The organism is Rhodanobacter sp. UC4451_H18 (genome assembly GCF_052978225.1).
This window is the reverse complement of record NZ_CM129663.1, coordinates 1,739,003-1,759,212: the sequence shown is the minus strand read 5'-3', so window position 1 is coordinate 1,759,212 and position 20,210 is coordinate 1,739,003. Positions and strand designations below refer to the sequence as shown.

16 protein-coding genes are annotated in these 20,210 nt (G+C 70.5%); all 16 read left to right on the top strand.

Translation table 11 applies throughout. The features are described from left to right. The 16 genes from ACVCMG_RS08070 (at position 1) to ACVCMG_RS07995 (ending at position 20,162) form a co-directional block, all read left to right on the top strand. Positions 1 to 825, top strand: a complete 825-nt coding sequence (locus ACVCMG_RS08070; RefSeq protein WP_447115336.1) for a hypothetical protein — start codon at positions 1 to 3, stop codon at positions 823 to 825. Continuing rightward, entirely contained in the window at positions 818 to 2,632 is a 1,815-nt protein-coding gene (locus ACVCMG_RS08065; protein ID WP_447115335.1) for an eCIS core domain-containing protein, read from the top strand. The genes ACVCMG_RS08070 and ACVCMG_RS08065 overlap by 8 nt, the downstream gene beginning before the upstream one ends. Beyond that, positions 2,629 to 4,056 carry an eCIS core domain-containing protein gene (locus ACVCMG_RS08060; protein ID WP_447115334.1) on the top strand — a complete coding sequence of 476 codons (1,428 nt, stop codon included), beginning with the start codon at positions 2,629 to 2,631 and terminating at the stop codon, positions 4,054 to 4,056. Before ACVCMG_RS08065 ends, ACVCMG_RS08060 begins: the two co-directional genes overlap by 4 nt. Continuing rightward, positions 4,053 to 4,865 carry a hypothetical protein gene (locus ACVCMG_RS08055; protein ID WP_447115333.1) on the top strand — a complete coding sequence of 271 codons (813 nt, stop codon included), beginning with the start codon at positions 4,053 to 4,055 and terminating at the stop codon, positions 4,863 to 4,865. The genes ACVCMG_RS08060 and ACVCMG_RS08055 overlap by 4 nt, the downstream gene beginning before the upstream one ends. Further along, complete coding sequence (locus ACVCMG_RS08050) at positions 4,862 to 5,518, top strand: hypothetical protein (RefSeq protein WP_318159794.1); 657 nt, start codon at positions 4,862 to 4,864, stop codon at positions 5,516 to 5,518. The genes ACVCMG_RS08055 and ACVCMG_RS08050 overlap by 4 nt, the downstream gene beginning before the upstream one ends. 63 nt (positions 5,519 to 5,581) lie before the next feature. Then, complete coding sequence (locus tag ACVCMG_RS08045) at positions 5,582 to 6,190, top strand: M15 family metallopeptidase (protein WP_447115332.1); 609 nt, start codon at positions 5,582 to 5,584, stop codon at positions 6,188 to 6,190. A gap of 39 nt (positions 6,191 to 6,229) precedes the next feature. Then, positions 6,230 to 6,550, top strand: a complete 321-nt coding sequence (locus ACVCMG_RS08040) for a LysM peptidoglycan-binding domain-containing protein (protein WP_318159792.1) — start codon at positions 6,230 to 6,232, stop codon at positions 6,548 to 6,550. Continuing rightward, positions 6,543 to 7,679, top strand: a complete 1,137-nt coding sequence (locus ACVCMG_RS08035) for a hypothetical protein (RefSeq protein ID WP_447115331.1) — start codon at positions 6,543 to 6,545, stop codon at positions 7,677 to 7,679. Before ACVCMG_RS08040 ends, ACVCMG_RS08035 begins: the two co-directional genes overlap by 8 nt. Next, the gene (locus ACVCMG_RS08030; RefSeq protein WP_447115330.1) at positions 7,676 to 8,182 is read left to right on the top strand and encodes a phage baseplate assembly protein V; all 507 of its coding nucleotides are present in this window, start codon (positions 7,676 to 7,678) and stop codon (positions 8,180 to 8,182) included. The genes ACVCMG_RS08035 and ACVCMG_RS08030 overlap by 4 nt, the downstream gene beginning before the upstream one ends. Positions 8,183 to 8,192: 10 nt before the next feature. Continuing rightward, positions 8,193 to 8,516: a hypothetical protein gene (locus tag ACVCMG_RS08025; RefSeq protein WP_447115329.1), complete on the top strand. Its 324-nt coding sequence runs from the start codon at positions 8,193 to 8,195 to the stop codon at positions 8,514 to 8,516. A 7-nt stretch (positions 8,517 to 8,523) separates the two neighbouring features. Next, positions 8,524 to 8,883, top strand: coding sequence for a GPW/gp25 family protein (locus ACVCMG_RS08020; RefSeq protein ID WP_447115328.1), 360 nt, complete (start codon positions 8,524 to 8,526; stop codon positions 8,881 to 8,883). Further along, positions 8,880 to 11,615: a putative baseplate assembly protein gene (locus ACVCMG_RS08015; protein WP_447115327.1), complete on the top strand. Its 2,736-nt coding sequence runs from the start codon at positions 8,880 to 8,882 to the stop codon at positions 11,613 to 11,615. The genes ACVCMG_RS08020 and ACVCMG_RS08015 overlap by 4 nt, the downstream gene beginning before the upstream one ends. Further along, positions 11,612 to 14,728, top strand: a complete 3,117-nt coding sequence (locus ACVCMG_RS08010; protein ID WP_447115326.1) for a putative baseplate assembly protein — start codon at positions 11,612 to 11,614, stop codon at positions 14,726 to 14,728. The genes ACVCMG_RS08015 and ACVCMG_RS08010 overlap by 4 nt, the downstream gene beginning before the upstream one ends. After that, on the top strand, positions 14,725 to 16,959 hold the full coding sequence (locus tag ACVCMG_RS08005; protein ID WP_447115325.1) for a hypothetical protein: 2,235 nt from the start codon (positions 14,725 to 14,727) through the stop codon (positions 16,957 to 16,959). Before ACVCMG_RS08010 ends, ACVCMG_RS08005 begins: the two co-directional genes overlap by 4 nt. 10 nt (positions 16,960 to 16,969) lie before the next feature. Further along, positions 16,970 to 18,607, top strand: a complete 1,638-nt coding sequence (locus ACVCMG_RS08000) for a DUF6519 domain-containing protein (protein WP_447115324.1) — start codon at positions 16,970 to 16,972, stop codon at positions 18,605 to 18,607. Between the two features lie 55 nt (positions 18,608 to 18,662). After that, the gene (locus ACVCMG_RS07995; RefSeq protein ID WP_447115323.1) at positions 18,663 to 20,162 is read left to right on the top strand and encodes an esterase/lipase family protein; all 1,500 of its coding nucleotides are present in this window, start codon (positions 18,663 to 18,665) and stop codon (positions 20,160 to 20,162) included. Positions 20,163 to 20,210 lie beyond the last annotated feature (48 nt).

The following is a 20,210-nucleotide window of genomic DNA, read 5'->3' as shown; positions in this document are numbered from 1 at the left end:
ATGACCGCGATCCCCAAACCCCGCCCCGACGGCATCGTGCGTTTCGGCAAACGCAAGGCCAAACGCGACGATCGCAACCTGCTGTTCGCCGCGCTGCTGAAGGCGCCGCCGGCGCTGCCGGCCGAGTACGACTTCGACGTGGTGCATCACGGCATCCCCACGCCGATGTTCGGCAACGACCAGTACGGCGACTGCGTGATCGCCGGCCGCGCCCACCAGACCCTGCGCTTCGAGAAGGCCGAGCAGAACAAGCTGATCGCGATCAGCGACAACGACGTGCTGCACGAATACTTCGGCGAGAGCGGCGGCGTCGACAGCGGCCTGGTCGTGCTCGATTCGCTGAAGGAATGGCGCAAGCGGGGTTGGCTCGCGGCCAGGCGACGCTACAAGATCAAGGCCTTCGCGCAGATCGACCAGGCCAAACGCAGCGAGCTCAAGCGGGCGGTGTTCATGGACATCGGCGTGGGCCTGGGCTTCACCCTGCCCGACGCGGCGCTGACCCAGTTCTACGCCGGCAAGCCGTGGGCGGTGGTCGGCGGCAAGGCCGGCCAGCCGAACCCGCGCAACGGCCACTACGTCTACGTGCCCGGCTATACCCGAAGCGGCCCGGTCTGCGTCACCTGGGGCCGCAAGCAGCAGATGAGCTGGGCCTTCCTCGCCAGGTACTGCGACGAGGCCTACGCGATCATCGACGCGATCGACACCGCGAAGAAGAAGCGCGGGCTGGATGCGGGCAAGCTCGACGCCTTCCTCGCCGCCTTGCGCAAGAAGAAGTCGAAAGCGGCGAAGAAGCCGGCCGCGCGCAGCGGAGCCCGGCATGGCTGAGCGCAGCGCCAGCGTCGTGGCCAAGCCGGCGGCGCCGCATGCCGCGGGACTGCAGCTGCAGCGCAAGTGCGCCTGCGGCGCGCACAGCCACGGTCACGCCAAATGCGCGGAGTGCGCAAGCAAGCACGGCCAGCTGCAGCGCAAGCTTGCGATCGGCGCGAGCAACGACCCGCTCGAAGCCGAGGCGGAGCGCGTGGCCGATCAGGTGATGGCCAGTTCGACGCCACCCGGAATCGGCACGGCCCGACCGCAGATCCAGCGTGCCGGCGGCGGAGGGGCGGCGACGGGAACGATGGTGCCGGACAGTGTCGACGAAGCGCTTGCCGCATCGGGCGAGCCGTTGCCGGCCGGGCCGCGCCACGAGATGGAGGCGCGTTTCGGCCATGACTTCAGCGCGGTTCGCCTGCACACCGGCGAGGCGGCGGCACGGTCGGCGCGCGATGTCGCCGCCAGCGCCTATACCGCGGGCCATCACATCGTGCTCGGTGCGGACGCGCCTGCGCTGCAGGCGCCATTGGGCCGGCGCCTGCTGGCGCACGAGCTGACCCACGTCGTGCAGCAGACGTCGCCAGCGTCGCTGGCGGCGACCAACGGCGAAGCAGGTACACAGCCCGCGCCGAGCCCCGCTGCAAGACAGGTGCAGCGCTTCGTGGCCTGCGAGCAGGCGTCGCTGTCCCTCGAGACGTGTCCTCCACGCGAGAAGGGCGAGGTCGCCGAATCGCATGCGGACCCGATGACCGTGCACGATTACGCACAGCTTTCCGACGAAGGCAGGACGATCAACGGGTTCGCCGTGGTCGGTTTCGGCATCGACAGCAGCGTGGTGAAAAGCAACCTGAAGGGCGCGGCGAAATGGAAGGCGCTGGTGAACCTCATGGCTACCTCCAACACGCAGTGGAGCCTGCACGGCCTGTCCGATTGCTCCGGAAAACCCGATCGGAACCTGGGTTTGCGCAAGGCGCGCGCACACGCCTTGTATGCGGCGTTGCCGCCCGAGGCGCGCAAGCAGATCGTTTCGGTCGACGGCGCGGCGCTCACCGACTGCATCGCCGGCAACCAGCGCAAGCTCGATCGCACGCTGAACCGGGCCGTCGTGATCGAGCAGGTCGGTCGCAGCGTGGATGTCGATCCGTCCGAAGAGAAGCCGGTCGAGGGAACCGCGCCGAAGTTCGTCTGCGGTCCCGACGTGACCGCGCAGGTCGCCCGCGCGGTGGGCCTGGCCCGCAGCCTGTTCGCCGGCTGGACCAGGGAGCAGCGCGAGGACGCTTGCGGCGCACTGGTCGGCGTGCGTGTGGGCTACTGCTCCTGGGACATCGTCCAGCTGCACAACGACCGCTGGATCAGCAGCGACTACCAGCCCAGGCATTGCGCGACAACCGGTGCGCCCAAGGGCCAGGAATGCGGCGAATCCGTGCAGGTTGGTGGCGAGTGCTACTACGCCGGTTCACCGAATTACGTGATCTACGGAACGATGTTCAACCTCTGTGCGCGCGAGAACCCCGACCCTCATTTCGGTTTCACGCGCTCGGACATGAAGACCTTGATCGACCTGTACAAGGGTTCCGGCGTTTCCGGTCTTGCCACGCCTTCGGCGAATTTCAAGCCGGCACTTGCCTGGGCCCATGCCGGTTACGACGGTTGGCCTTCGGGCGGGTCGCCGCCGTCCGGCGACAGGAACAACTGCAAGCCGATGTGCCCGTCGGCATACGCGGGTGACCCATTCGATATTCATTGGTACCCGCATCATTCGACTGAAGGTTGCGCCCCCTCGCTCAAGCAGGCGGTCAGAAAGGGGGCCAAGTCATGATCGGCCTGGTGAGCGACCGCAGGCCGGGAAGAGCGGCGCCTGGTGTCGCTCTTGCCACCACGCGGCCTCCAGGCCGGCTGCAGCGAAAATGCGCGTGCGGCACGCATAGCCATGGCGACGTCGAGTGTGCGGAATGCTCCGCGAAGCGCCGCGCCGTGCAGCGCCAGCTCAGCATCGGCGCCAGCAGCGATCCGCAGGAGCGCGAAGCCGACCGCGTTGCCGAGCAGGTGACGGTAGGGCGTGCACATGCCTATGTGCGGCCTTCCGGGTCAGGCGTCACCGGCGACGCCGCCATGGCGATGCCGGCCAGCGTCGACGAGGCACTGGCCGGCGGTGGGCGGCCGCTGGATGGTGCCTTGCGCCAGGACATGGAGCAGCGTTTCGGTCACGACTTCAGCGGCGTGCGCGTACACGCGGACCCACTCGCGGCGCGCTCGGCGCACGAAGTGGATGCCCACGCGTACACGGTCGGCAACCACGTGGTGTTCGGAGCCGGGCAGTTCGACCCCGGCAGTGCCAGGGGGGCGCGATTGCTCGCGCACGAGCTGACCCATGTGGTGCAGCAGGGCGCTGCGGGTCGCCTGTCCTTGCAGCGCGACGGGAAGAAGGACAAGGCGAAAGACGATGCGGCCAGGCAGCAACCTGCGCCGGTGACCCCGGATCCGTCCACGGCCTATTTCCACATCGTGGTGCGCGACCCGGGACTCGACCTGGGAGGCGGCGTGCTGGTGTCCGACCTGGCCGCCGCCAAGGCCCGGCTGATGCAGCGCAGGATCGACAAGCCCTGGACGCTGGTGCTGGCGATCCACGCCTCGCAGAACCGGCTCGGTGCGCAGGCGCCGCCGGACTGGCAGAAGAACGCGGTCTTCTACGACGATGCCGCCATCAAGGCCCTGTTCGGCGGCGACAGCGCGTTCGTCGGATGGCGCGACCAGTTCGGTCCGAATCGCGTCGTGCTCTACGGCTGCCAGGTGACGGCGGCCTTCGAGCAGACGATTGCCGACAACCTGGCGCGTGGCGGCAAGGCACCGACCGCCGCGGGGCTGGGCGAAGGCTGCAAGCCGCTGGCGACCACGGTGACGTTCGGGGTGGAAAGCCGACGTGCCTATGACGCGCTTTCCGACGACGACAAGCAGAAGGTGCTCGGCGAGGTCCAGGCGGCCAACGCCACCTGGGGTTACTACGGCGGGCCGCCGGTGCCGAGGGACCAGGTGCTCGACTACCTCTTCAAGGGGCCGAAGCCGGGGAGCTGGCCGCAGGTCGAGGTCATCGTCAAGCAGGGCGACGACTACGTCTCGGCGAACCCGCCGATCCCTTACTGGAACCGCCTGTCGAACTCCACGTTCCTGCGGATGTGCACCCGCGCTGTTGGCAACTTGCGCGAACGCACGCCGCAGGCGCCGACGATGAGGGAGGGCGAATGAACATGAACATCTTCGACGGCCTCTACGGCTACGAAAAACTGATGCTGGTGTGCGGCTTCATCCTGTTCGTGTTCGCGCTGGCGGCGATCACGGTGATGATCGTGCAGCGGCGCGACTTCAAGATGGCGATGGGGTTGATCGTGTTCGCGATCGTGCTGATGGGCTTCCCCGGCATCCAGGCGGTGAAGTTCAGCCAGGACACGGTGGAGCTGGACCGCATCCGCACGCAGCCGCAGGCACCGACTGACCCGGCGCAGAAGCAGCAGGCGCAGCAGGTGCTGGCCGATCTGGAACGCCGCGCGGCCGACAACCCGCAGCTGCAGGCGCAAGTGTCGGACGGCTATCGCGCGATCGGCGAGGTGGACAAGGCCTACGACCTGGCCAGGTCGGTGCTGCGCGAGAAGCCGTCGGCGCAGGTGCAGGCCACCCTGGTGCCGGTGCTCACCGCGAAGTTGAACCAGGTGCAGGCGAATGCGCCGATCGCGGCGCCGCCTCCCGCTGTCAGCGTGCCGTCCACGGCCGCGAACACCGCGGTGGCGACAACGGCCCCCGTCGGTACCGCCGCCGTCCCGGCGCCCACGCCGGCGGACAGCGCGCGCCAGCATCAGATCGCCGAGATCGCCCGGCAGTTGCAGTCGACCGACGCGGCGCTGCCTGCCGCGTCGCATGCGGCGCTGGCCAAGGCCTACGTGGTGCTGGGCCAGCCGCAGAAAGCGCAGGCGAACGTCGAGGCGGCCCGCCGCATCGACCCGAACATCCGGATCAACCCCAACGTGCTGCGCGCGGCCAGGACGGGCGACCACCCATGAGCGCCTTCCCCGGTTCCCCGCGCATCCTCAAGGGCGGCATCGTGCTGATCGATGCGGCCAGCTCGGCGGTGCGGCGGGTGATCGCGCTGCAGTACAACCCCGATTCGCTGACCCGTTCGCTGCAGGTGCAGGGAATGAGTGCGGATGGCGGCGACCGTTCGGAGGCGCTGCGGCTGAAGGGGCCGCCGGTGGAGACGCTGAAGCTGGAGGCGGAGATCGACGCCACCGACCAGCTGGAGTTCCCGGAGCAGAACGGCGGCGTCACCCGGTCCGGCATCTTCGCCCAGCTGGCGGCGCTGGAAACCATGGTCTACCCGAGCAGCGGCCAGCTGCGCGCGAACGACGCGCTGGCGCAGATCGGCACGCTGGAGATCGTGCCGATGGAGACGCCGCTGGCGCTGTTCGTGTGGAGCCGCTCGCGCATCCTGCCGGTGCGGGTCACCGAGTTCGGCATCACCGAGGAAGCGTTCGACACCGCGCTGAACCCGATCCGCGCCAAGGTCAGCCTGGGCCTGCGCGTGCTGTCGGTGAACGACGTGCCGAGTGGGCACAAGGCCGCCAGCCTGTTCATGAGCTACCTGCAACAGAAGGAGCGCCTGGCCGGCGGCGCCGGCGGCCAGCTGGCCGCGCTCGGCCTGAGCGGCGTGCCGTGAGCGGGGCGCGGGAATCGTATTTGCGCCCGTGAAAGCCGGGCATCGCACGAAACGGAGAGCGACATGCGTATCGAGGAAATGATTGCCGCCGTCCAGCAGGCCCTCGGCGTGGAGGTGGACGGCAAGGCCGGCCCGCAGACCTGGGGTGCGATCTACGCGCGGCTGGTGGACAAGAAGATCGATCAGATGAAGCCGGCCGAAGCCGTTTCGCCGGTGGATGATCGCAGCGAGAACGTGATCGCCACGCTGCTGCCGCCAGTGCGCCCGATCGCGCGCGCCCTGGTGCAGAAGGCCGCGGCCGCCGGCATCACCATTCGCGTGATCAGCGGCCTGCGCAGCTACGAGGAGCAGGCGGCGCTGTATGCGCAGGGGCGCACGGCGCCCGGCAACAAGGTGACCAACGCCCGCGCCGGCTACTCCAACCACAACTTCGGCATCGCGTTCGACGTTGGCGTGTTCGAGGGCAACCGCTACCTGCCGGACTCCCCCAAGTACAAGGCCGTCGGCGCGCTGGGCATGGATCTGGGCCTGGAGTGGGGCGGAAACTGGAAGACCATCGTCGACCAGCCGCATTTCCAGTTGCGGCCCGCCTGGGCGGCCGACGAGAGCGAGCAGCAGATGCTGGCCGAACTGCGCTCGCGCAAGGATCGCGGCGAGGCGGTGTACGCCTGACGCCAGCGCAGCGATCGACACGCCGCCACGGAGATGCCCATGACCTCGAACTTCCCGCCCACCAGCCGCTACGCGCTGACCCCTACCACCAGCCTGGTGCGCGCCGACGGCAGCATGGTGACCTACCTGAAGCGCCGCTTCGTGCCGGCGCCGGAGAACTTCGCGCTGTTGCAGTGGCACCGCGTGGTGCAGGGCGAGCGGCTGGACAACATCGCGGCGCAGTACCTGGGCGATCCCGAGCAGTTCTGGCGCCTGTGCGACGCGAACCGCGCGCTGCGGCCGCAGGAGCTGACCGACACGATTGGCCGGAAGCTGCGCATCACCTTGCCCGAGGGCATCCCGGGGGTGCCAAGTGCTTGAGGGCGTGCACCTGACCTTGCTGGTCGGCCCGGTGGTGCCGGTGCCGGTGCCGCAGCTCGTGCTGGATGCGCTCACCCAGGTCGAGGTGAATGCGCCGGACGAGGGCGCGGGCGCGTTCACTTTGCAGTTCACGTTGAGCGTGCGCTCGCCGCTGCACACGCTGTTCCTGCTCTCCGGCGGCGGCGTGGTGCCGCTGCTGCGGGTGATCGTGGTAGCCACGGTGAACGGCATGCCGCAGGTGCTGATCGACGGCGTGGTGACCCGCACCGAAGTGCTGCCCGGCGCCGACCAGCGCCACACCACGCTGCAGGTCACCGGCGACGACCTCACCACGGTGATGACCAAACTCGAGTTCTCCGGCCTGCCCGGGGTGCCGTACCCGGCGATGCCGGCCGAGGCCATCGTGGCGCTGCTGCTGGCTAAGTACGCCTTCCTCGGCATCGTGCCGCTGGTGATCCCGAGCATCGCCATCGACGTGCCGATCCCGACCCAGCGCATTCCCACCCAGCAAGGCAACGACCTGGAATACATCCGCCTGCTGGCCGAGCGCGTCGGCTACGTGTTCTATCTCGATCCCGGTCCGCTGCCCGGCACGAGCACCGCGTACTGGGGGCCGAAGATCAAGGTAGGCGTGCCACAGCCGGCGCTGAACGCGGACATGGACGCGGCCAGCAACGTCGACGAGCTCAGCTTCAGCTACGACGGCAACGCGCGCCAGCTGCCGGTGGTCTACATCCAGAACGAGCAGACCAAGCTGCCGCTGCCGCTGCCGATTCCGGACATCGGTCCGCTGAATCCGCCGCTGGGCCTGCTCGATCCGCCGCCGCAGCAGTTCCGCCCCTTGCCCGAGACCGCCAAGTATTCGCCGCAGCGCGCGCTGCTGCTGGGCATGGCCGAGGCGGCGAAGTCGGCCGATACCGTCACCGGCCGCGGCAGCCTCGACGTGGTGCGCTACGGCCGCGTGCTGAAGCCGCGCCAGCTGGTCGGCGTGCGCGGCGTGGGGCCCGCGTTCGACGGCCTGCACTACGTCAGCCAGGTGCGCCACACGATCAAGCGCGGCGAGTACCGGCAGAGCTTCCAGCTGTCGCGCAAGGGCCTGCTCTCCACCGTGCCGCTGGTGCCGCCATGAACAAGTTCTTCGGCAAGTACCGCGGCACGGTGGTCCAGAACGTGGACCCGGAGCAGCGCGGGCGCCTCCAGGTGATGGTGCCGGACGTGTCCGGGCTGATCCCGTCGAGCTGGGCAATGCCGTGCGTGCCGATCGCCGGCAAGCAGAGCGGCGTGTACGTGGTGCCGCAGATCGGTGCCGGCGTGTGGATCGAGTTCGAGCAGGGCGATCCGGATTACCCGATCTGGGTCGGCGGCTTCTGGGGCAGCGCGGCGGAAGTGCCGGCGCTGGCGCTGGCGGGCAACCCGGCCAGCCCCAGCGTGGTGCTGCAATCGGGGCTGCAGAACACCATCGCGATCAGCGACGTGCCGGGGCCGGCCGGCGGCATCCTGATCAAGAGCGTCACCGGCGCGATGATCATGGTCAACGAGGTCGGCATCACGATCTCCAACGGCCAGGGCGCCACCATCGTGCTCGCGGGGCCGACGGTGACGGTGAACAACGGCGCGCTGGTGGTCACCTAGGAGGCATGCGATGCCGGGCTTCCTCATCCATGTCGGTGCCAGCGTGCTGTGTGCGCACGGCGGCCAGGCGCAGGCCACCGCACCGAATCCGCGCGTCAGCGTGAGCGGCCAGCCCACGGTGACGATTGCCGCGCCGTGGCTGGTCGCCGGCTGCACGCTGCCGCCGCCCACGGCCGCGAACGGGCCGTGCGTCAGCGCGCAGTTCGTCACCGCCGCCATCCGTGTCACTTCCAACGGCCAGCCGCTGCTGCTCATCGACAGCCAGGCGATCTGCGCGCCGACCGGCACGCCGCTGGCGATCGTCGCCAGCCAGACGCGCGTCACCGCGATGTGAGGACGCCATGAACATCGACTACCCGTTCCATTTCGATCCGCGCGGCCGCACCGCGGAGACCGGCGACGACGAGCACGTGCGCGACCTGATCGAGCAGCTGCTGTTCACCAGCCCCGGCGAGCGGGTGAACCGCCCCGACTTCGGCAGCGGCCTGCTGCAGCTGGTGTTCGCGCCGAACAGCCCGGAACTGGCCGCCGCGCTGCAGTTCACCCTGCAGGCGGCGCTGCAGCGCTGGCTGGGCGACGTGATCGAGGTGGGCGGCCTGGAAGTGAGCAGCGAGGACGCCAGCTTGCGCGTCGACCTCAGCTACACCGTGCGCGCCAGCGGCGACACGCGCAGCGACAGCTTCGTGCGGAGCCTGCCATGAACACCGCGCACGAAACGGCGAGCCTCGGCACCATCGGCTGCGCGCCGCTGCCGGCCTGCAGCGTGCCCGCGCGGCGCGACAAGCTGCGCCGGGCCGGCACGCTCAACGGCATCGACTACGTCGAGGTCGGCGATGACGGCACCAGTCTGTGCGTGCACCTGTTCGGCGACATCCCGCAGGGGCTGGGCGTGGCGAACGTGCGCATCAGCGGCGGCGAGCGCATCACCGGCCTGCGCGTGCTCGGCGTGAATCCCGAGCTGGAGCCGGAGCGGCATGACGATGCCTGCCTGCGCGTGCTGCTGGATCGCGAAGGCGACCACACCGCGTATTGCCTGTGCCTGGTGGAGGCGACCTCCGGCAACGATCCGGCGAGCTGGCGCGCGTATCCCGGCTTCGATCCGCGCTACGCCTGCGCCACGCTGCACTTCCGCCTCGACTGCGCGAAGACGCTGGACTGCGCCGACGAGGCGCCATGCGTGCGGCCACCGTCGCCTGCGCCGGAAATCAACTACCTGGCGAAGGACTACGCCAGCTTCCGCCAGCTGTTCCTCGATCGCCTCGCGCTGGACATGCCGGCATGGCAGGAGCGCCACGTGCCGGACATCGGCATCGCGCTGGTGGAGGCGCTGGCGTATACCGCCGACCAGCTCAGCTACTACCAGGACGCGGTCGCCACCGAGGCCTACCTCGGCACCGCGCGCAAGCGCATCTCGGTGCGCCGGCATGCGCGGCTGGTGGATTACCGCATGCACGAGGGCTGCAACGCGCGCGCCTTCGTCACGCTGGCCTCGAGCAACGACCTGAGTCTGGACCTCGCCAACCTGCTGTTGCTGGTGCCGCCGTCGGGGCCGACGCAGCCGCCACCCGGCATCATCGACGCGGACCAGCTCGCGGCGGCGCGGGCGGCGGGCGCGCTGATCTACGAGCCGATGCCGCTGGATGGCATGACCCGCTTCGACGTGGTCGCCGCGCACAGCGCGATCCGCCTGCACACCTGGGGCGACGAGCTGTGCTGCCTGCCGCGCGGCAGCACGCGCGCCACCCTGGTCGACACGCCGCCGCCGGCGCCGGAGGCGCCCGCCGTGCTGTTGGCGGCAACGGATACCGCAAGCGCGCCGGCGCGCGCGCTGAAACTGGCTGTCGGCGACCTGCTGATCTTCGAGGAAGTGCTGGGCCCGCAGACCGGCAATCCGGCCGATGCCGATCCCGCACATCGCCATGCGGTTCGCCTCACGGCCGTCCAGACGTCCGTCGATCCGCTGGACGGCACGCTGCTGCTGGAGGTGGCGTGGGACCCCTGCGACGCGCTGCCGTTCGACCTGTGCCTGTCGGTGCGCACGCCCTCGCCCGACTGCGCGTGGCTGCACGACGTCAGCCTCGCGCGCGGCAACGTGCTGCTGGTCGACCACGGCGAACACGTGCGCGGGCAGTGCACCTCCAGCGCCATCTGCACGCCGAGCGGCAGCGATGGCGACTACCCCGGCCTCGCCGCCGCGCTCGCCGCGATGCCGGATGCCTGCGCGCGCTGCGGCACGCTGGCCGAGGATTGCTGGCTGGTGCCGGGCGACACGCAGTACGGCTGCTGCCGTTGCGACGGCGCGGTGCCGGACGTGCGCCGTCCGCCGTCCGCCACCGGCCACGTGCTGCCGGACGTGCCGCTGACCTGGGCCGAGCCGCTGCCGCCACACGCGCCGGTGTGTCGGCTGCTGGCGCGCGACCCACGCCAGGCGCTGCCGCAGCTCGCCGTGCACGGCGGCGCGCTGGCCGACGTGCTGGTGGCCGGTACGCCCGACCCGCGCTGGCGCTGGCAGCCGCGCTACAACCTGCTGGAAAGCGGCCCGGACGATCGCCATTTCGTGGTCGAGATCGACGACGACGGCGCCGCGCACCTGCGCTTCGGCGACGGCGTGCTCGGCGCGCAGCCGCAGGCCGGCGACTTCTTCCGCGCCGCCTCGCGCATCGGCAACGGCCCGGCCGGCAACGTCGGGCGCGACAGCATCGTGTGGCTGGCGCTGAAGTCGGGCGTGTTGTCGGCCGACCTGGTGCCGCGCAATCCGCTGCCGGCCAGCGGCGGCACCGCGCCGGAAAGCCTGGCCGAGGTGAAGCTGTATGCGCCCGGCGCGTTCCGCGCGAAGCCGCTGCGCGCGATCGTCGCCGACGACTACGCGAGGTTCGCCGCGCGCGCGCCGGAGCTGCAGGGCGCCGCCGCCGCGCTGGAATGGAGCGGCAGCTGGTACGCCGCCGACGTGGCGGTCGATCCACTGGGCCGCGAAGACCTGCCGGAGGGCCTGGCGCGGCGGATCAGGGCGCAACTGGAGCGCTACCGCCGCATCGGCCACGACGTCGAGGTGCATGCCGCCGGCTACGTGCCGCTGCGCATCGCGCTGAACGTCTGCGTGCGGCCGGACTTTCTCGTCGCCCATGTCGAGGCCGAGCTGCGCGACCGCTTCGGCGCCGGCCTGCGCCGCGACGGTACGCCCGGTTTCTTCCATCCGGACCGGCTGAAGCTGGGTGCGCCGGTGTTCGTCAGCGCGCTGCTGGCCGAGGCGCAGGCGATCACCGGCGTGGCCCACGTCGAAGTGTCGTGCCTGGTGCGCGCCGACGACCCGGCCGACGGCGTGCCCGCCGACGGCGTGCTGCACCTGGCCGCGCGCGACATCGCGCGCGTCGACAACGACCCGGACCATCCCGATCACGGCAGCATCCGCTTCACGCTGGGAGGTGGCCGATGAGCTGTTGCAGCGCCTGTGGCAAGCACGCCTGCGCCTGCGGTTGCGGCGCGATCGCCGGCACGCCGTTGCCGCTGGCCAACCGGCCGGGGCTGGCGGCGCTGGATTACCGCGTCGGCCGCTACGCCGATTTCCGCGCCACCATGCAGGCCGCTCTCAGCGACGCGGCGCTGCCGGCATTGGCCGGACTGCGCACGCGCGAAGCGGACGATCCGGCGATGGCCCTGCTCGACGCCTGGGCGGTGGGCGCCGACGTGCTGAGCTTCTACACCGAGCGCATCGCCAACGAGGCCTACCTGCGCACCGCTACCGAGCGCCGTTCGGTGCTGGAACTGGCGCGCCTGGTGGACTACCGGCTGCGCCCGGGCGTGGCCGCCAGCGTGTACCTCGCCTATACGGTGGAAAAGGATTCGCCGCCGGTGACCATCCCTGCCGGCGCGCGCGCGCAGTCGGTGCCCGCGCCCGGCGAGCAGATGCAGACCTTCGAGACCGCCGAGCCGCTGGATGCGCGCTACGAATGGAACGCGCTCAGGCCGCGGCTGACGCGGCCGCAGGACATCACGCTGGACAACGTCGCCACGCTCGACGCGCTGTGGGTGGCCAGCACGGCCACCGGCCTGAAGCCGAACGATCGGCTGCTGTTCGTGTTCGGCGAACTGCCCGACGGCGTGCCGGTGGTTCGTCAGGTGCAGTCGATCGAGGTGCAGCCGCGGAGCGGGCGCAGCAGGCTGCTGCTGCAGCCGTTCGGCGCATTGCAGGGGCTGATCGTCGCGGCGGCGAAAGTGGCGATCGCCGCGTTGTCCGGCGGAACGCCATTGCGCGACCGGATCGAAAGGCTCTACCGCGGCTTGCTGCTCGGCGGCGGCGACGCCGGCAGCGTCAACCGTCTGCTGGGGAGCTTCGGCCTGGAGGTGGGTAATCTTGCCGGTGGCCCGGCCCCGGCGCAGGCGTTCCTGCTGGCCGTGGTGAAGGCGTTTGGCGGCGACGGCGCCGTCAGCCCGCCGCCGGCGGGCGGCTTCGGTGCGCTGTTCGGCGCGTTGACGCGGCCAGCCACGCTGCAGCCGGCCAACAGCTTGCGCCTGCAACGCAGCGTCGCCGCGGCACTCGGCAAGGCCAGCGATGCGCGGCCGCAACTGCTGCTGAAATTCGCGCCGCAGCTGCACGACACCTTCTACCGTGCCTGGGCCAGCGTGCCGCAGGGCGAGCCTTCGCCGACCCTGAACGGCGTGTACGCGCTGCGCCTGGCCGCGCCGCTGTTCGGCTACAACGCGCCGCGCATCATGGGGCTGGGACTGAATGACGACCCCGCCACCAAGGGCACCGTGCCCTACGTCTCCAGGCCCGACGGCGACTGGGATGCCATCGCGGACGGCGGCGAGGAGGACGACCTCGTGCAGCTCGACAACGCCTACGACGGCGTGCAGGCGGGCAGCTTCCTGCTGATCCAGTCGGGGCGCTACGGGCCGCCGGTCGTCGCGCAGGCCAGGCGCGTACAGGTGCATCCGCGCAGTGCCTACGGCATCAGCGGCAAGACCACCGGGATCGAATTGGTCAAGCCGGATGCGGATACGTCCGTGTGGCAGGCGCCGAGCATGTCGACCCTGCGTGCCACGCAGGTCCACGCACAAAGCGAGTCGTTGCCGCTGGCCGAGCTGGTGATCGGCGACGAGGTCGGCGCGCTCGTCGCCGACGGCAGCCCGCGCAGCACCGGCGACAGCGCCACCCGGCTCACTCTCGATGGCGCGGTGGATGGCCTCAAGGCCGGCCGCTGGGTGATCGTCGAGGGCCGGCGCAGCGACGTGCCGGGTACCGATGCGGTGACCGCCGCCGAGCTGGTGATGCTGGCCGCGGTGGAGCAGGGCACGGATGCGGACCTGCCTGGCGACACCGTGCACAGCACCCTGGTGTTCGCCAACCAGGGCCTGGCATACAGCTACGTGCGCGACAGCGTGACGGTGCGCGCCAACGTGGTGCGCGCCACCCATGGCGAGACGCGCAACGAGGTGCTCGGCAGCGGCAATGGCGCGTTGTCGATGCAGGCCTTCGTGCTGAAGCAGTCGCCGCTGACGTACGTTTCCGCCGCCACCGTCGACGGCGTGCAGAGCACGCTCACGCTGCGCGTCAACGGCATGCAGTGGCACGAGACGCGCAACCTCGCCTTCGCCGGCGCGGCCGAGCGCCACTTCGTCACCGCCATCGACGACGGCGGCAAGACCACCGTGCAGTTCGGCGACGGCACGCACGGCGCGCGGTTGCCCACCGGCATCGAGAACATCGTCGCCACCTACCGCAACGGCATCGGCACGCCGGGCAACGTGCGCGCGCAGCAGGTCAGCCTGCTGGCGACCCGGCCGCTCGGCGTCAAGGACGTGATCAACCCGTTGCGCGCTTCCGGCGGCGCCGACGCGGAGACACGCGACCAGGCGCGCCGCAACGTGCCGCTGGCAGTGCTGGCGCTGGACCGGCTGGTCTCGGTGCCGGATTACGCCGACTTCGCGCGCACGTTCGGCGGCGTCGGCAAGGCGGCGGCGGTCAAGCTCGGCCACCGGGTGCAGGTGACCATCGCCGGTGCCGCCGATGCGCCGATCGACCCGAGCTCCGACCTCTACCGCAACCTGCTGCAGGCACTGCAGCGCTACGGCGATCCGTCGCTGCCCGTGCGCCTGGACGTGCGCGAGCTGCTGGCGCTGACCGTGAGCGCGAAGGTGGGGCTGTTGCCGGACTTCGCATGGGAATCGGTCGAGCCGGCCGTGCGCGCGGCGCTGCTCGATGCGTTCGGCTTCGAGCGGCGCGCGCTGGCGCAGGCCGTCTATCTCAGCGAGCTGGTTGCCTGCATGCAGGCGGTGCGCGGTGTGGCCTGGGTCGACGTGGACGCGTTCGGCAGCCTCGACGAGGCGACCCTGCTGGCCGGCTTCGGCGCCGGCGACAACGGCAAGCAGGGCGATGGCGCCGCGTTGATGACCCACGTCACCGCCGCGACCGCCACGACGGTGCAGCCGCGCGTGCCGGTGCTGCCCGCCCGCTACGACGACACCGGCACGCTGCGCCCGGCGCAGCTCGCCTACCTGCCGCCGAACGTCCCCGACACCTTGCTGCTGCAGGAGGCCACGCCATGACTGCGCGCCCGGATCGGCTGTACGACCTGCTGCCGGTGGTCTATCGCATGCGCGATGCGGAGCAGGGCTGGCCGCTGCGCGACTTCCTGCGCGTGCTGGCCAGCCAGGCCGATGTGCTCGAGCAGGACATCGCCCGGCTGTACGACAACTGGTTCATCGAGACCTGCGACGACTGGGTGGTGCCGTATATCGGCGACCTGCTCGGTTACAGCTTGTTGCCCGAAGCGGCCACGCTGGGCGAGGACGGGCGCCGCGACGCCAGCCTCGGCCGCGTGCTGGCGCCGCGCGCCGACGTGGCCAACACGATCGACGCGCGCCGGCGCAAGGGCACGCTGTCGCTGCTGGAAGACCTGTCCCGCGACGCGGCCGGCTGGCCGGCGCGCGCGGTGGAGTTCTACCGCCGGCTCGGCTGGATGCAGCACCTCGATCATCAACATCCGCAGCGCGGCGGCACGGCCGACCTGCGCGATCCGGGGCGGCTGCAACGACTCGGCTGGGCGAACGGCGCGTTCGATCCGTTCGCGCACAGCGTCGATGTGCGGCGCATGGGCGGCGTGCATCGGCGCGGCCGCCACAACATCCCGGCGGTCGGCGTGTTCGCCTGCCGCCTGCGCAGCTACCCGGTGAGCTGCACGCCGGCGTACTGCATCGAGGAACGCGGCCCGCAGTGCTTCAGCTTCAGCGTGCTCGGCAACGACACGCCGTTGTTCCAGCGCCCGGTCGCGGAAGCCGAACCCACCCACATCGCCGACGAGCGCAACCTGCCGCTGCCGCTGCGCCGCTGGCGTTTCGCCGAGCGCGGGCCGCTGGCCGACTACGCCAGCGTGGCGGACGAGTTCTACGGTGACGGCCGCAGCGTGCAGGTGTGGGCGCCGGACTGGCCGGCGAAGGGGCAGGGAGTGCCGGTGCCGCGCGAGCTGCTGGTGCCGGCGGATCTGTCCGGCTGGCGCGGGCAGGTCAAGCGCGGGCGCGTGGCAGTCGACCCCGAGCGCGGCCGCCTGATGTTCCCGGCCAACCAGCGGCCGAAGCGCGGCGTATGGGTGAGCTACCAGTACGGCTTCGCCGCCGACCTCGGCGGCGGCGAATACGCGCGGCTCACGTCGGAGCTGGAAGGCGCCACCCGCTACGTGGTGCATGCCGCCTTGCCGGATCGCGCGGCGAGCGGCAACTGGCCGGCCGGCCACTTCGGCAGCATCGCCGACGCACTGGCGGCCTGGGTGCAGGCCAAGGCGGCCACGCCGGCGTTGCGCACACTGGTGATCGAGCTGGCCGAAAGTGGCGTGTACGAGGGCAGCATCGACCTGCAGCTCGATGCGGGCGAGGCGATCCAGCTGCGCGCCGCCGAGCGCACGCGGTCGGTGCTGCGCCTGCTCGACGTGCGTGCCAGCCAGCCGGACGCGCTCAGCGTCAGCGGCCGCGCCGGCAGCCGCGTGCTGCTGGACGGCTTGCTGATCGTGGGCCGCGGCATCGAGGTGCACGGGCCGGGCGACGAGGCCGCCGCAGACGACGACCTGTGCGAGCTGCTGATCCGCCACTGCACGCTGGTGCCGGGCTGGGCGCTGCACTGCGACTGCGACCCGAAGCGCCCGGGCGAGCCCAGCGTCACGCTCGATGGCACGCGCGCGGCGCTGCGTGTCGAGCACAGCATCCTCGGCGCGATCATGGTGATCAGCCCCGAGCGCCGCGGCGAGCCGCCGCCGCTGGAACTGTGCGACAGCATCCTCGACGCCACCGGCATGGAGCGTGTGGCGCTGGGTGCGCCGGACGAGGCGGTGGCGTACGTCGAGGCCAGCTTCCGCCGCTGCACGGTGATCGGCGAAGTGCAGGCGCATGGCATCGCGCTGGCCGAGGACTCGATCTTCGCCAGTCCGCTGCGCGTGCTGCGTCGGCAGCACGGCTGCGTGCGCTTCTGCCACGTGGCGGACGGTTCGCGCACGCCGCATCGCTTCCATTGCCAGCCCGACCTGGCGCTGGCCGCGGTGGCGCCGGAGCAGCGCGAGCACGAACGGCTGCGCGTGGTGCCGCAGTTCCGCAGCCGGCGCTACGGCACGCCGCACTACCTGCGCCTGGCCGACGGCTGCTGCGCGGAGATCCGCCGCGGCGCGTCCGACCGTTCGGCAATGGGCGCCTACCACGACCTGTACGAACCGCAGCGCGAGGCGAACCTCGCGGCGCGGCTGACCGAATACGTTCCGGCGGGCACGGACGCCGGCATCCTCTTTGCGAGTTAGGAGATCGACCATGAAAGGCGACTTCGCACGCGTCAGCTTCGACCCGACCCTGCACTACAGCCAGGTGTTCCAGCAGCAGGGACGCGTGCTGCTGGAGGCGGACTGGAACGAACAGGCGCACATCCAGCTGCACCTGCTGCGCAGCCTGGTGCGCGACCTGGTCGGCCCGTGCTGGGCGGCAGGCGGCGGCTTCGCCATCACCGGCAGCACCACCAACGCCGATGGCAGCAGCAAGCCGTTGCCGCTGACCGACTGGCAGCTGGCGCCGGGGCATTTCTACGTCGACGGCATCCTGTGCGTGAACGAGGCCGCGTGCACGCTGGCGCAGCAACCGAACGCGCCGACCCCCGACTATGGTGTGGCCGACGGCAAGAGCGGTTTCGAGAATCCGCCGGCGGGTTTCGCGCTGTGGCTGGACGTGTGGGAGCGGCACCTGTGCGCGGTGGAAGCGCCGCGCATCGCCGACGTGGCGCTGGACGGCGTCGACACCGCCTCGCGCGCGCAGGTGGTATGGCAGCTGCGCCTGCTCGACCAGCCGCGGGCGCAGCAGCAGCTCGACGACGTCACCGCGGCACTGAAGACGCGCCAGCAGGCCGCCGGCAGTTCTGCCGACGCCGCTGCGATCAAGCAGCAGCTCGCCGAGGTTGCGCAGTTGCGCAAGGGTCTCGACGGCGGCAACCAGACCAACGCCTCGCCCTGCGCGTTGCTGCGCCAGCTGCTCGGCGCGCGTGCGGCGTACGCGTTGCCGCGATTGCGCGCGGAGCTGGCTCCGCAGGAGTCCGACGACGATCCCTGCGTGATCGCCGCCGACGCGCGCTACCGCGGCTGCGAGAACCAGCTGTACCGGGTCGAGATCCATCAGGGTGGGCCGGCCGGCACGGCCAGCTTCAAGTGGTCGCGCGAGAACGGCTCGGTGGTGTTTCCGGTCATGCGCAGCGACCTCGGCGCGGCGGCCGATGACGGCAGTGCGCCGCTCACGGTGACGCTGGCCCGGCTCGGTCGCGATGCCCGGCTCGGGCTGGCGGCGAACGACTGGGTGGAACTGGTCGACGACCGCTACACGCTGGGGCAGCGCGCGTATCCGCTGCTGCAGGTGATCGCGATCGACCTGGCAAGCTGCAGCGTCACCCTGAACGTGCCGAAGAACACCACGCCGTGGCCGCTGGACGACGACCCGCGCCGGCATCCGCTGCTGCGCCGCTGGGACCAGCGCGAGGCGGTGAATGCGCAAGGTGTGCTGGCCGTGGCCGAAGGCGCGCCGATCGCGCTGGAGGACGGCATCCAGGTCAGCTTCGAACCGGGCGGGTTGTATGCCACCGGCGACTACTGGCTGATTCCCGCGCGGGTGGCCGGCAACGGCCAGCTCGACTGGCCGATGACGGGTACGGCGCCCGCCGCGCTGCCGCCGCGCGGATGGCATCACCACGCGGTGCTTGGCGTCAGCGGCGACAACGGCGGCTACGACGAATGCTGCTGCCGCTTCGACAGCCTGTGCGAGTTGCTGCGTGCCTCGACCAAGGCCACGCCCGGCACGACCACGCACACGTTGTCCGCCGCGCCCACGGCCGGCGCGGCCAAGTCCACGGTGGCGGGTGGTGCCAGGCGCAAGCGGACCCGCAAGCCGGTGAAACCCGCCGGCCCGGCCTGAGCATTGTCGCGCCGATGTCTTTTCCGCCCGAGAACATCAAAGAGGAAACGGCCCCATGGATCCGCTGACCGCCCCCTACTTTCCGATCATCTACGTCCGCGGCTACGCGATGACGGCGAACGAGATCGCCGACACCGTCGCCACGCCGTACATGGGCTTCAATCTCGGCTCCACCAAGGTGCGCCAGGCCTGGGACGGCACCGTGCGGCGCCACGTGTTCGAATCGCCGCTGGTGCGGCTGATGAAGGACTACGGCTACCGCGACACCTACACCGATGGCAGCGAGATCGACGGTGAGCTGCCGGCGCGCAGCGTGGTGATCTACCGTTACTACGAAACGGCCGATACCGACCTTGGCGATGGCAAGGTACTGTCGATCGTCGAGGCCGCCACCGGCCTGCGCGACCTGATCCGCAAGCTGCGCGACCAGGTTTGCGGCGCCGACGCGGCGCGGAAGAAGGCATTCCGCGTGTACCTGGTCGCCCATTCGATGGGTGGACTGGTATGCCGCAGCTTCCTGCAGAACGACAAGATCAGCACCGGCGCCGACCGTGCCATGGTGGACAAGGTGTTCACCTACGCCACCCCGCACAACGGCATCGAGATGGCCGGCTTCAACGTGCCGGCGGTGCTCGGCCTGTGGGACATGAACAACTTCAACCGCAAGACCATGGCCGGCTACCTCGGCCTGAAGGGCACGCCGGAGCGCGTGGACACGCTGGACGGCAAGTTCGATCCGCAGCAGTTTTTCTGCTTTGTCGGCACCAATCACCGCGACTACGAAGCCGCGCTCGGCGTGTCGCGCAAGCTGGCCGGCGAGATGAGCGACGGCCTGGTGAAGATCGAGAACGCCACCGTGAGCGGCGCGCCGCGCGCGTTCGCCTACCGCAGCCACAGCGGCGTGTACGGCGTGGTCAATTCCGAGGAGGGCTACCAGAACCTGGTGCGCTTCCTGTTCGGCGACATGCGCGTGGACGGCACGCTGGAGGTCGACGCGCTGCCGCTGCCGGCCTCGGTGCAGAAAGCCAAGGACGACGGCAAGCAGGTGCGCGCCTCGTACTATTTCGAGGCCACCGTGGCGCCGCGCGGCACCAACAGCTACCGCCTGACCGAGCGCCGCCGCGACACCTTCAGCGCGGTGCTGCGCAGCTTCGACGAACTGCTGCGCCCGGCCAACGTCGGGCTGGACGCACCGCGCTCGCCGGTGCTGTTCTCGGCCTTCCTCGACACCAGCAAGATCACCTCCGGCAAGACCGTCGTGTTCAGCGTGGAGCTGACCGTGTCGACCACCGGCTACACCATCGACAACAAACTGTGGCTGGACAAGCACGTCGAAGGCGAATACCTGTTCCGCGACACGCTGGTGGTGCGTGCCACGCAGACCGACGAAGGCTGGAACCTGCGCTACCTGCTCGTCGACGAGCAGTCCAGCGAGAGCCTGGGCACCCTGGTCGAGCCGCAGGGCGACGGGGGTTACCTCATTCCGCTATCGTCGCAGAAAGGCTTCCAGGGGCGATTGCGCCTGGCGGTGTCGATGACGCGCGGAAAGGCATAGCCGCCGCCATGCAGCCCGGCTGCCGCCGGTGCGGGCGGCGGCAGCACG